We start from the raw sequence: 11,731 nt of genomic DNA, 5'->3' as shown, positions 1-11,731 counted from the left end.
CTTCAGCCGAAAGACGGACTCCCCTTGAGCGCGCTCCTCAACGAGAAGGCTGCTGAGGGGAAGCTGAGGTTATCTCCACAGTGCAGGGAGTGGGAAACTTACTGGCCCCTACGCGAAGGGCCTCTTTGGCGGCTTCAACGCCTTCTTCGTTTACTTCCACTTCCAGCAGAGGCTGCCCTATTTCCACTCTAGCCGCCAGCCCAGCGGGTTTCCCGAAGGACCTCCGCATTCCCTCCTGAAGCCTATCCGCTCCTGCGAAGGCCATCATCTTATTCTCCCTCAAGACCACGTGGGGGTAGACTCGGACTCGGAGGCGGTAGCCGGTTTCCCCCAGCCTGTCTAAGAGAACCTTGTTGGCAGCCACCCTTGCCGCCTCGATGGCGTTGTGTCTTATCTGAACCCTCCTCTGGGAGAGAAGCTGAAGCCGGTGGGTGAAGCTGCCCTTAGTGTCTCCCATGGTGAACTTGGTGATTTTCGGAGGCGGAGCTCCGCCTATGTACTCCTTCTTCACGTAGGGCATGCTTCTGCCTATGCGGTAGTTGCCTCCCCTCATGGTTGAACCCAGCCTATGTTTGCAAGGCTTCTGGTTATATAAGCTTAAAGGCTTCCGGCCTACTTTGGGGGCAGGTTTCCAGTTGTTTCTTTTGTTAACTGCTAACTTTATTAAAGCTTCTGCCTTCACCTCCATTTGACATCTTAAGCGTAGAAAACAGTTTTCTCGCAGGCGTTCAAGTTTTAACCTATATATAGGGTGGCGAGTTAAATAGCTGAAAGGTTTCGGTGGGAAACCTGAGATGAAGGAAATTCGGTGGCATGGAAGAGGCGGGCAAGGCGTGGTGACAGTGAGCCAGCTCCTTGCCTACGCCGCCCTCCGGGAGGGCAAATACGTTCAAGCCTTCCCAGAGTTCGGCCCTGAACGCACCGGCGCCCCCGTTCTGGGTTTCACCCGCATCAGTGAGAAACCCATTCACGTTCACAGTCAAGTCTACGAACCCGATGTAGCCGTGGTCCTCGACCCCACCCTCATGGGAGGAATCGACGTAGCCGAAGGGTTGAAGGGAGGCGGCTGTTTAGTTGTCAACACGGACGTGACCCCTCAAGAGCTCAGGAAGCAGATCGGCCGGGGGGACGTCAAGATGTTCACGGTCAACGCCACTAGAATAGCCTTGGACACCCTCGGCAGGCCTATCTTCAATACAGCCATGCTGGGAGCTTTGGTTAAAGCAGCGGACTTAGTGTCCTTAGATTCGGTGGTCCAGGTTGTTCGGGAGCGGTTTTCCGGAAAAATCGCGGAAAGCAACATCGCCGCCATTCGAAGAGCCTACGAGGAAGTGAGGGCGGATGGGTGAAAAACGGAAACCCGGCAAAACAGAAAAACCGGGGTGGAAAACCTTGCACGCAGCCGCCATCATACCTGAACCCGGCTCCTCCGTAGAATATAAGACGGGAGAATGGCGGACTTTCAAACCGGTGGTGGACACTGAAAAGTGCACCAACTGTCTGATCTGCTGGATTTACTGCCCGGAACCCGCCATCATCCGGAGGGACAAGTTTGTGGAAATCGACTACGATTACTGTAAGGGCTGCGGAATCTGCGCCACCGAATGTCCTGTAAAGGCCATCAGAATGGAGGAGGAAGCCCGGTGAGGAAAATCCTAGGTTTAACCGGCGACGAGGCCGTGGCCTACGCTGCCAAGCAGTGCGACGTGGATGTGTTGGCCGCTTACCCCATAACCCCTCAAACCGTCATCGTGGAAAGATTCAGCGAATATGTGGCCGACGGAGAGGTGGACACGGAGTACATCTGCGTGGAATCTGAGCACTCAGCCATGTCCGCCTGCATAGGAGCCAGCCTTACGGGGGCTAGGGTCTTCACCGCCACAGCCAGCCAAGGGTTAGCCCTGATGCATGAGATGATGTACGCAGCCTCAGGCCTCAGATGCCCCATTGTCATGGGGGTAGCCAACAGGGCGCTTTCCGCGCCCATCAACATCCACGGTGACCACTCGGACATGATGGGCTCCCGGGATTGCGGGTGGATACAAGTCTACACCGAAAACGCTCAAGAGGCCTATGACTCGGTGATTCAAGCTTTCAAGATAGCCGAAGACCCTGAAATCCTCCTGCCCATCACCGTCAACCTAGACGGCTTCATCGTCTCCCACTGCATGGAAGGAGTGGAAACCTTGGGGGATGAGGAGGTGAGAAGTTTTCTGCCGGAAAGGGAAGTCGCCTTCAAACTGGACCCTGAAAAACCCTCCACCGTGGGTCCCCTTTGCCTTCCCGACTACTATTTCGAGTTTAAAGTCCAGCAGGAGGAAGCCATGAAACGCGTCCCCACCAAAGTGGAGAAGGTGGGGAAAGAATTCGGCGAACTTGCTGGGAGAGCCTATGCTGCCCTCCACACCCATGCTTTGGAAGATGCGGAAGTCGCGGTTCTGTGCTCAGGGAGCACCGCGGGAACAGCCCGGGTGGTCGTGGATAAGATGCGGGCGGAAGGGAAAAAAGTAGGAGCCATAAAGCTCCGCCTCTACCGGCCCTTCCCCGCGGAGGACCTGCTGAAAAAAGCCAGCCACCTGAAGGTCATCGCCGTACTGGACAGGGCGCTGAGCTTCGGAGCCCCCTCAGCTCCCCTATGCAGCGACGTTAAGGCTGTTTTCTACGCCGCGAAGCAGAGGCCTAGGGTCTGGGGCATCGTTTACGGCCTAGGAGGCCGGGATATCACACCTTCAGACCTGGAGCAAGTTTTAAAGAAGGCACTGCAGACGGCTGAAACGGAAATCACAGAACTGCCCACCGCCTTCGTGGGGGTGAGGGAATAATGGTCAAGCTGAAGGAGCTGCCTGAAGAAGAGCCGCTGGCTCCAGGCCACCGCCTATGCGCTGGCTGCGGAGCCTCCATGGCCGCTAGGATGGCCCTTAAAGCCGCCCGAGGCCCCACCATCGTCACCGAGTCCACAGGCTGCTTGGAGGTGGCTACCACCATCTACCCCTACACTTCTTGGAGGATTCCATGGCTTCATACCGCTTTCGAGAACACAGCGGCAGTGGCCAGCGGCATCGAAGCAGCCTTGAAGGTGTTGGAGAAAAAAGGAAAAGCCAAAAAAGCCGACATCATCGCCTTCTCAGGCGACGGGGGAACCTTCGACATCGGACTGCAGGCGCTCTCCGGAGCCTTGGAGAGAGGCCACGACTTTGTCTACATCTGCTACGACAACGAAGCCTACATGAACACGGGGATCCAGCGGTCGGGAGCCACACCCAAAGCCGCTTGGACGACCACCACGCCGGTGGGCTCCGTCATCCCGGGGAAGCTTCAGCTGAAGAAGGACCTCATAGGCATCTGCGTGGCTCATGGAATCGAGTACGCAGCCACAGCCTCCGTGGCCTATTGGAACGACTACATGACCAAGGTGAGGAAAGCCCTAGAAGTAGAGGGCCCTGCGGTCATCCACGTCTTCGCTCCCTGCCCACGGGGATGGCGCAGCGACATGGCGCAGAGCGTGACGGTGGCTCGGCTGGCTGTTCAGAGCAGGTATTTCCCCATCTACGAAGTGGAGAAAGGAAAATACAAGCTCAACCTCCCAGTGCCCAAGCCCATACCGGTCAGTGAATACCTAAAGGCGCAAGGCCGGTTTAGGCATCTTTTCAAACCTGAAAACAAGCCACTGTTGGAGGAGATCCAGCGAATCGTCGACGAAAACTGGCAGAGGATCCTCCGCCTCTGCGGAGAAAACGCCTCCTAACGCTGGATAGCGTTGAAGGAAGCCCCCTCTTTATATATTTCTTTGGCGATTAAATTCATTGAGTCATTCAAGGCTAGATATGGCGGTTTCTCATGCATCCCCCCTGCGAACTGGTGGTCAAACACGTGCTGCCCGTCATGAGGGCTATGATAGCCAAGGAGCTCATCGAAACCCACAACTTCACTCAAACCCAAGCCGCGGAGAAGCTGGGTATAACCCAGGCTGCCATCAGCTGGTATCTATCCCAAAAGCGGGGGCATGAGGACAAGAAAGGCTACCGGGTGAGGGTTGAAAAAATCCAGGAAGTGGGGAAGAAGGTCAAGGAAATAGCCAACTTCGTCGCTGGAGGGAAAGTGCCCTCCGTGGAGGCCATCCTCAACCTCTGTGAAGCCTGCGTCCTCATCCGGTCGAGCCGCGAATTCTGCCAGCTGCACATGACGGACATAGGCTCGCTGGACTTCAAATGCGATATTTGCGTTTCCCAAGACAACGTCTGCTCCCACCCCGCTAAGCCATAAGGGCAGCTTAGGACTGAAAAGTACAGCCCCACGGGGCGAGTTTTCCGGCCCTCAGCCTTCCGGAGCCCCGGGTATGGAGATGGGGGAGACGTTTTCCTCCGGGGAAACAGGAACGTCGATAACGGTGGTCACGTCGCTCTTGAGAGCTTCCCTGACAGCTCTCCGAAACTCCTCATAGGAGCCGACCCGCAAGCCGAAGGCTCCGTAGGCTTCCGCCAACTTGACGAAGTCGGGGGTGTTCCCCAGCTCCACTTGAGAGTAGCGTCGCTGGTAGAGAGCCCGCTGCCACTGGGCTACCATCCCCAGCATCCTGTTGTCGATGATGATCACCGTGACGGGGATCCCCTCCTTCACCGAAGTGGCTAGCTCCTGCTCGTTCATCAAGAAACTTCCATCCCCCGCAATGTCCACCACAGGCACCTCAGGCTTGGCTACTTTGGCGCCCAAGGCAGCGGGGAAGCCGAAGCCCATGGCTCCTAGGCCTCCGGAGCTGATGAAGGTTCTGGGATGGTAGGTTTTAAAATAGATAGCCGCCCACATTTGGTTCTGGCCTACTTCGGTGGTGGCGATAGCATTGGGGGGAAGGATGTCCCTCAGCTCCTTCATCAACCGGGGAGGTTTGAGGTAGCCGGGGGTTTCAGGGCTTTCCCGAGGTTTGAAGCTTCGCTTAAGCTCCTCCACATGTCTCAGCCAGGCGGAGGTTCGACTTTCTTGAAGGGGACCCTCCATCAGGTTTAGTATAGCTTTCAAACACTTTTTAGCATCTCCTTGAAGGGGAATGTCTACCTCCACATTTTTCCCTATCTCCGAAATGTCTATGTCAATATGGATTACCTTGGTTTCCTTGGGCAGAGTCTTTCCCGGGGCGATGGTGCGGTCTGAGAATCGGAAGCCCACTGCCAGAATGACATCCGCTTCGAAGAGAAGCCTGTTGGTATAAGGCATCCCATGCATCCCCATCAAACCTAGAGAAAGGGGGTGATTTTCTGGAATGCAGCCCTTGGCCATGAGAGCCGTGGCCACCGGCGCCTTCAACCGCTCCACCAAGGTTCGAAACTCCTCCAGCGCCCCTGAGCCCACCACCCCACCTCCAGCCAGTATCAGCGGCCTCTCCGCCTTCTCCAGAAGCCGGGCAGCCTTCTTCAAATTCTCTAAGGGGGGAAGTTCAAGGAGAGGCTCTCTGGCAAACTCCACCTTCTCCGGAAAGACCATGTCTTTTTCCGTCATCTGAACGTCTTTCGGGAGGTCGAGGAGAACAACGCCCTTCCTACCTGAATTGGCTATCTCGAAGGCAGCCTTCACCGCGTAGGGAATCTCCTCCGCATCCCTCAGTTGGAGATTATGCTTGGTGATAGAAGCCGTCACCCCCACAATGTCCGCTTCCTGAAAGGCGTCCCGGCCTATCATTTGAGTTGGAACCTGGCCGGTGATGGCCACGAGAGGTGAAGAGTCCATCTGAGCCGTGGCCAAGCCTGTGACCAAGTTAGTGGCTCCCGGCCCTGAGGTGGCCATGCATACGCCTACCCTGCCGCTGGCCCGGGCGTAGCCGTCGGCCATATGGGCAGCGCACTGTTCATGGCGGACCAGCACATGCCGGATCCCTGAGTCGATAAGCTCATCGTAAACCGGGATGATGGCTCCGCCTGGGAGGCCGAAGATCACCTCTACTTTTTCCCTTCTCAACGACTCCACAAGAGCCTTAGCGCCAGACATTACAACCATGAACGCCCGCCCCCGGAAGAGACGTGCCAAGTGCAGCGGCTGCCGCTTCTCCGAGTTTTTAGGTATTTCCTGCCTTTTATCTCACCGATAAAGCGCGGGTTTAATAGGCGATTGTGATATAAAAATTTTGATTTTGAAAGGTGACACGAAGTGGCTGAAGCATTTAGGAAAGCTGTGGAATACGTGGAAAAAAAGAAAAGAGAAGGTATCACTGAGGCTGGCATCCAGCTTGGTTTCCCGGAATTTGGGGAGGGAACCTTCAAAGTGAACAGGCTCTTCGCTTTCAACCCCCTCATCCTCGGAATGTACAGCGACCGAAGGGACATGGTGAAGTTTGACGCCGGCACTGTGAAGGCTGTGAAAGCCTTGGCTGGGAGGCTGAGTTTGAAGATGGAGAAAAAAGGCTTAAACATCTACCTCTCAGAGCAAGGGGTTAGGGTAGCGTGGCTGAAGCAGAATTTCTTCGGAGCCTCAAAACCTGAGCTTTTCGTAGAAATAGGCAAGGCTGTTTACGGTTTAAAAGCCTGAAAGAAAATTGAAATAGGATTACCAGAGCTCTCTGTGGTTGATGTTCAACTGGTCCACCAGAAGCTTCTGGTAGATGGAGAGAGCTTCCTCTTTTGTGTTAATTCCATTGAGGATCATGATTCCGCTCTTAAGAAGGTTCACTGAAACCTTGCTGAGAGTGTAGGTTACCCCAAGTTTGGCTTTAACCTTAACCTTAGCCTTCAATTTTCTGAGAGCTCTATCCACAGCCTTCCAGTCTAGGTCTAGCTCCTTTCGGGGAGTGACCACGAAGGTCCTCTTACCACTTCTTCCGCAGAGTTCCTCCACAGGCTCCCGTTGCTCACGGGGGCGGATTTGGGAAGCTTTCACCCCGCAGGTGGGACAGTTGGGCTGGGGGGCCAGTTTCACCTTATCGAAGGAGAGGTTACGGAGGTCACAGTATAAAAGAGCCCCCGCTAGAAGGGGGGAGTCCCCCTTTATGATTCGAACTGCCTCAGAAACTTGAAGACTTGTGATCACGGCTATGATGGAAGGGTGAACCCCCACCACGGCGCAGGCGGGAAGCATGTAGTCTTTGAAGTCCGGGTAGAAACACTGGAGACAAGGCGTTTCTCTGGGGATGATGGTGGAAAGGTTTCCGAAAACTTCTGACACCGCCCCGAAAACATAGGGAACCCCCAGCTTCACACAGGCTCTGTTCACAGCGTACCTAGCTTCGATAGAATCCAAGCCGTCCACCACCACATCTACTCCCTCAACCAGCTTCTCCGCTGTATCATCGTTTACAGAGAGAGGTAAAGCTTCTATTTCCGTGTCAGGGTTCAGCCGGCTCAGCCTCTTGGCAGCCGCTTCGACTTTAGGATAGTTCAAGTCCTCCACCGTGTAGAGAGGCTGCCGATGCAAATTCGACCGCTCCACCACATCCCTGTCTACAATGCGGAGGTATCCGACTCCCATGCTGGCCATCTGCATGGAGGCCAGATTGCCTAAGCCGCCTTGGCCGATGATGCAGACTTTGGCGTTCCTCAGCTTTAACTGTCCCTCATAGCCTATGTCCTTGAGCACTATCTGCCGAGAGTAGGTTTCAATTTCCTCTTGGGTTAAGGCTTTGACTTTGGGCTTCAACTTTTCTGTCCCCTGAACTTCAAGCTTCACTTCTTGGCTTCTTTAAACTATTTGAGGAAACATTTTCCTAGATAGGGTTGCTCAGATTTAACTCTTTATATTCCGCGGGAATATCTACCTAGGGAAGACGGAGAGTTCACTCACCAAAGACGGTTGATCCCTTGTTAAACTGCGTAAAGGGCAAACCTGAAGCCGTGAGCAGAAAAAGCCTTCTCAAAGGCTTGCACACCGACGTCTACAGGGTAGACGACTCAGTGTTCAAGGTTAAAAAATGGGGAGAGCAGAGTGTCAAAGCTGCTAAAGCCCGTCACCACTATCTTAAAAGGATAAGGGAGAAGTTCTCCTTTTTCCCGGAGTACTTCGGCACCATTTTAGGGGCAGTGGAATGGAATGGAAAACCTCAGCTCGCTGTGGCCAGTTTTCATGAATATGCTCAGCCTGTTTCTTTTCGTTCGCTGAAGGAGGTGGAAGGCGCCCTCACCATCATTGTTGAAGCTCAGAGTAAAGGCTACTTTCTGGATTTGAAACCTACCAATTTCGGGAAAGTGGGGGACCGAATTCTCTACCTTGACGAGTACGGGGTTGGGAGGACGCCCATTCCCCCGGACTTGCTGGGAGACTTGGATAGACTGAAACAGAAACTTCTAGTCCTCTCGAAAAAGGAGCGATCTGAGAAAAATGGTTAAAAAACTAGTAACCAGCAAACTAAATAAACAAAGATATATAATTATAAATGTGGTGAAAGAAATGGCTAATTCTGTTAAGGTTTTGGTTGTTTTCTACAGCATGTACGGAAACGTGGCTAAGCTTGCTAAGGCGGTAGCCCAGGGGGCTGGAAGCGTCGAGGGCGTTGAAGTTTCGCTGAAACAGGTACCTGAACTCATCCCCAAAGAAGTGATCGAAGCCAATGAAAGGCTTAAAAAAGTGAAAGAGGAACTCTCCAGCATTCCCACAGCCCAGCCGGAAGATTTAGCGGAAGCCGACGGCATAGTCTTCGGAACCCCCACCAGATATGGTAACATGAGCGCCCAGATGAAGCAGTTCATCGACCGCACCGGCAGCCTCTGGGAGAAGGGAGCCTTGGAAAACAAGGTAGCCGGAGTGTTCACCAGCACCAGTACCCTTCACGGAGGCCAAGAGACAACCATAATCACCTCCATGATGCCTCTCTTCCATCTAGGTATGATTATCGTTGGTGTTCCCTACTCCGAACAGCGGCTCTTCTCCCTCGAGACAGGAGGAGGAAGCCCCTACGGGGCCTCTTCGGTTTCAGGCCCCATGGCGGACAGGCCTCCCACCGAGAACGATCTAGAAATAGCTAAAACTCTAGGTCGAAGGGTTGCGGAAATAGCAAAGAAAATCAAAGGCTGAGATGTTTCGGCGGAGAAAACTTGCGGGAGAGTTATTGAAAGGCTTTAAACGCCTCTCGGCCGGCCCTGCACACGGGACACTTGTCAGGGGCTTCCCCCTCCAGTGTGTATCCGCAGACTTGGCATATTTGAATGGTCCCTAACTCCACATCTTTCCCAGCGTCCACGGCTTTTTTCGCCTTTTTGTAAAGTTCAGCGTGAACTTTTTCCGTTTGATACGCCCAGTCGAAGCTGGTGAAGGCTGCTCTCTCTCCCTGCAATTCAGCCACAGCTCTGAAGGCAGGGTACATTTCCTCAATCTCGTAGGTTTCGCCCATTATGCAGAGGCTCAGATTTTTGCTCGTCTCTCCCGGGCCGAAGGTTCCCTTGGCCACTGTGGTGAAGCCTCCGTTGAGGCCGCCCAGCAGCCGGTAGTGGTGATTGGCATGTATCTGCTCCGCTTCTGAGATGGCGGTGAACAGCCTAGCCACGTTGGGGAAACCCTCTCGTCTGGCCACATCGGCAAAGATAAGATACCTCACTCGAGCCTGACATTCTCCTGCGAAGGCGTTTTTCAGGTTTTCCTCCGTTGTCTGCATCATAGCACCACTCTCCTTCTCAACATTTCTTAAAGAAAGATTCCGAGGGAATAATAAAGTTTAACCTGCGAATGAAAACTGCGTAGTTTGTGGGCTGAACATTTTCCATTTGAAGCTTTAGCTGAAGATGAGGATGGGTTTTTGGGAAACATTTAAAACCGCAAAGCAGGGTAGTGTAGAGGGATGAAGGATGTCTGTGGAAAAGAAAGTTAAAGAAATAATCGCCGATGTTTTCGGAAAAAACCCTGAGGAACTAGCTGACAACCTTCGCTTCGTCGAAGACCTTCACGCGAAGTCTGTGAACATCATCGAGTTGATAGCTCTTCTGGAATACGAGTTTAACATCACCATACCGTTTGTCGAGGCGCGGAAAAACAAGACAATAGGAGAGGCTGTAAGCTACATTGAGAAGAAACTGGCGGAGAAACAATAATATGAAAGGAAAAAGATACGAATACTGGAAAGGTGAAGAAAGATGGGTGTTTTAAAAAGTAAGGCCTCCATCATCGGGGTTGGCGTGACGCGTTTTGGAAGCGTGCTGGAGACCTCGGAGCTCAAAGACAAAAGCTTCCAAGACCTAGTCTCCGAAGCTGCCTTCGAAGCCTACGATGATGCTGGAATCGACCCTAAGGAAATAGACGCCTTCTTCTTCGGCCACTACCTCCCCAACACTACTCATGCGCATTCACCCTTCCGCGTTGCCAACTGGATCGGCATGAAGTATAAGCCGGCTTTGCATTTCGCAACAGGCTGCGCAACCACCAACACGGGAGCAGGATTGGCGGCCATGGCCATTGCTTCAGGAGTCTATGATACCGTCTTGATTGTTGCCTGCGAGATTTTGAGCAGCACACCCACGTTCAACCCCACTGTCCGAAAGCCCGCAGACCTAGGTAAAGTGTTAGAGTGGACTGAGTGGGGAGGGGACCAAGAATATTACTGGACCCACGCCTATGATGTAAGCGCCATGTTCGAGGCTATTCCGATTATCGCCTACGCCAAGAAATACGGGCTGTCCATGGATGATGTGGAAGACGCCCTCTTCGGCATTGCCGTTAACGCTCGCAGGGCGAGTTCCAGAAACCCTAAGGCATACCATCAAACTGAGCTGAAGGACCAAGCGGCTAGGCGGGGCTTCAAGGATGTGAAAGAATGGTACAAATCCAAGTTTAACCCTTATCTGGCATATCCTCTGAGAGCTTGCTGCATTCCCCCCATCGCCGACGGCGCCTCGGCTTACATCGTCACAACACCTGAGAAGGCGAAGAAATACACCGACACACCGGTGGATATTCTGGGCTTCGGCTGGTGCACCGACCCCTATCCGTTCTACGAGAAAGACCCCTACGAGTGGCCTGTGGAGATGATAGCTGCCCGAAACGCCTACCAGATGGCAGGGGTGGAGCCGAAGGACATCGATTACCTGCAGGTCGGAGACTGCTCGGTGAGCGAGTATTTCGTCTTCCCTGAGGGAGTTGGCTATTTTGAGAGAGGGCAAGCGTGGAAGGCCTTCCGCGACCAGAGGATATCCTTTAACGGTGAGAGACCTATGAATACCAACGGAGGCCACTTGGGCTTCGGTAACGCCTACGCTGCAACATGCGGCGCGGATTTGTACGAGATCGTAAAACAGATGAGAGGTCAAGCTGGAGAGAGGCAGATCAAGCCTGAGCCTGAAACCGCCCTCTGGCATGCCTGTGGAATAGGAGTTGAAGCGACGGTTACAGTGTTGAGGAGGAGGTGAATTTTGATGACGGTGATGAAGAAGTTTTTCGACTTTCTGGCCGAAGGGAAAATCATGGGCTTCAAATGCAAAAAATGCGGCGTGTACATCTTTCCACCTTATCCCATCTGTCAAAAATGCTCAAGCCGTGAACTGGATTGGACGGAGTTTAGTGGAGAGGGGAAGCTTATAATCTTCGCCAGCAGCGCCATACCGACTCCCATGGAATTTCAAGACTACGCCCCCTACGCCTACGGCCTTGTGAAATTCAAGGAAGGCCCCACCTTCATGACTATGATCACCGGAATAGACGTATCCAATCCCACTAAGATCAGGGAAGCCTTGGATAGGCTTCCTATGGATGTGAAAGCGGAGATAAAGAAATTCGCCGGACTGGACATCCTCACCTTCAAAGTCAAGTGAAGCTTGTTTTAAAAGAGGCG

At 53.4% G+C, this 11,731-nt stretch carries 15 protein-coding genes; 11 read left to right on the top strand and 4 right to left on the bottom strand.

The window, feature by feature from the left end; all coding sequences use genetic code 11:
- Nucleotides 1–37 precede the first annotated feature (37 nt).
- The gene (locus BWM17_RS03945; protein ID WP_309492626.1) at nt 38–688 is read right to left on the bottom strand and encodes a 50S ribosomal protein L16; all 651 of its coding nucleotides are present in this window, start codon (nt 686–688) and stop codon (nt 38–40) included.
- Nucleotides 689–794: 106 nt separating this feature from the next.
- On the opposite strand from BWM17_RS03945, the gene BWM17_RS03940 reads away from it, so the two are divergent.
- The 5 genes from BWM17_RS03940 (at nt 795) to BWM17_RS03920 (ending at nt 4,263) form a co-directional block, all read left to right on the top strand.
- Nucleotides 795–1,349, top strand: coding sequence for a pyruvate ferredoxin oxidoreductase subunit gamma (locus BWM17_RS03940; protein WP_309492625.1), 555 nt, complete (start codon nt 795–797; stop codon nt 1,347–1,349).
- Nucleotides 1,342–1,647 (top strand): pyruvate synthase subunit PorD, encoded by a 306-nt coding sequence (gene porD / locus BWM17_RS03935; RefSeq protein ID WP_309492623.1) that lies wholly within the window; start codon nt 1,342–1,344, stop codon nt 1,645–1,647. Before BWM17_RS03940 ends, porD begins: the two co-directional genes overlap by 8 nt.
- Nucleotides 1,644–2,822, top strand: coding sequence for a hypothetical protein (gene porA / locus BWM17_RS03930; RefSeq protein WP_309492622.1), 1,179 nt, complete (start codon nt 1,644–1,646; stop codon nt 2,820–2,822). The genes porD and porA overlap by 4 nt, the downstream gene beginning before the upstream one ends.
- Nucleotides 2,822–3,745 (top strand): thiamine pyrophosphate-dependent enzyme, encoded by a 924-nt coding sequence (locus tag BWM17_RS03925; protein ID WP_309492621.1) that lies wholly within the window; start codon nt 2,822–2,824, stop codon nt 3,743–3,745. The genes porA and BWM17_RS03925 overlap by 1 nt, the downstream gene beginning before the upstream one ends.
- 92 nt (nt 3,746–3,837) lie before the next feature.
- Complete coding sequence (locus BWM17_RS03920) at nt 3,838–4,263, top strand: hypothetical protein (protein WP_309492620.1); 426 nt, start codon at nt 3,838–3,840, stop codon at nt 4,261–4,263.
- Between the two features lie 51 nt (nt 4,264–4,314).
- Here the strand turns inward: BWM17_RS03920 and ilvB are convergent, their stop codons facing one another.
- The gene (gene ilvB / locus BWM17_RS03915; RefSeq protein ID WP_309492619.1) at nt 4,315–5,985 is read right to left on the bottom strand and encodes a biosynthetic-type acetolactate synthase large subunit; all 1,671 of its coding nucleotides are present in this window, start codon (nt 5,983–5,985) and stop codon (nt 4,315–4,317) included.
- Nucleotides 5,986–6,135: 150 nt separating this feature from the next.
- Between ilvB and BWM17_RS03910 the strand changes: the two genes are divergently transcribed.
- A complete protein-coding gene (locus tag BWM17_RS03910) occupies nt 6,136–6,513 on the top strand; it encodes a hypothetical protein (RefSeq protein ID WP_309492618.1) in 378 nt (125 codons plus the stop codon).
- Between the two features lie 18 nt (nt 6,514–6,531).
- Here BWM17_RS03910 and BWM17_RS03905 read toward each other — a convergent pair whose 3' ends face one another.
- Entirely contained in the window at nt 6,532–7,647 is a 1,116-nt protein-coding gene (locus BWM17_RS03905) for a HesA/MoeB/ThiF family protein (RefSeq protein ID WP_309492617.1), read from the bottom strand.
- A gap of 164 nt (nt 7,648–7,811) precedes the next feature.
- Here BWM17_RS03905 and BWM17_RS03900 point away from each other — a divergent pair, with 164 nt between their 5' ends.
- Nucleotides 7,812–8,303, top strand: coding sequence for a hypothetical protein (locus tag BWM17_RS03900; protein WP_309492616.1), 492 nt, complete (start codon nt 7,812–7,814; stop codon nt 8,301–8,303).
- 61 nt (nt 8,304–8,364) lie between these two features.
- A complete protein-coding gene (wrbA, locus tag BWM17_RS03895) occupies nt 8,365–8,988 on the top strand; it encodes an NAD(P)H:quinone oxidoreductase (protein ID WP_309492615.1) in 624 nt (207 codons plus the stop codon).
- 31 nt (nt 8,989–9,019) lie between these two features.
- Here wrbA and BWM17_RS03890 read toward each other — a convergent pair whose 3' ends face one another.
- A complete protein-coding gene (locus tag BWM17_RS03890) occupies nt 9,020–9,568 on the bottom strand; it encodes a rubrerythrin family protein (protein ID WP_309492614.1) in 549 nt (182 codons plus the stop codon).
- A 187-nt stretch (nt 9,569–9,755) separates the two neighbouring features.
- Between BWM17_RS03890 and BWM17_RS03885 the strand changes: the two genes are divergently transcribed.
- The 3 genes from BWM17_RS03885 to BWM17_RS03875 are packed head-to-tail and all read left to right on the top strand — an operon-like array spanning nt 9,756 to nt 11,711.
- On the top strand, nt 9,756–9,998 hold the full coding sequence (locus BWM17_RS03885; protein WP_309492613.1) for an acyl carrier protein: 243 nt from the start codon (nt 9,756–9,758) through the stop codon (nt 9,996–9,998).
- A 42-nt stretch (nt 9,999–10,040) separates the two neighbouring features.
- Nucleotides 10,041–11,309 carry a thiolase family protein gene (locus BWM17_RS03880; RefSeq protein ID WP_309492612.1) on the top strand — a complete coding sequence of 423 codons (1,269 nt, stop codon included), beginning with the start codon at nt 10,041–10,043 and terminating at the stop codon, nt 11,307–11,309.
- 6 nt (nt 11,310–11,315) lie between these two features.
- Nucleotides 11,316–11,711 (top strand): Zn-ribbon domain-containing OB-fold protein, encoded by a 396-nt coding sequence (locus BWM17_RS03875; protein ID WP_309492611.1) that lies wholly within the window; start codon nt 11,316–11,318, stop codon nt 11,709–11,711.
- Nucleotides 11,712–11,731 lie beyond the last annotated feature (20 nt).

Source organism: Candidatus Hecatella orcuttiae, from assembly GCF_002009985.1.
In the GTDB taxonomy this organism is placed as follows: Archaea; Thermoproteota; Bathyarchaeia; order Hecatellales; family Hecatellaceae; genus Hecatella; species Hecatella orcuttiae.
The sequence above is the reverse complement of the archived record's forward strand: the minus strand, read 5'-3'. Positions and strand labels throughout refer to the sequence as shown.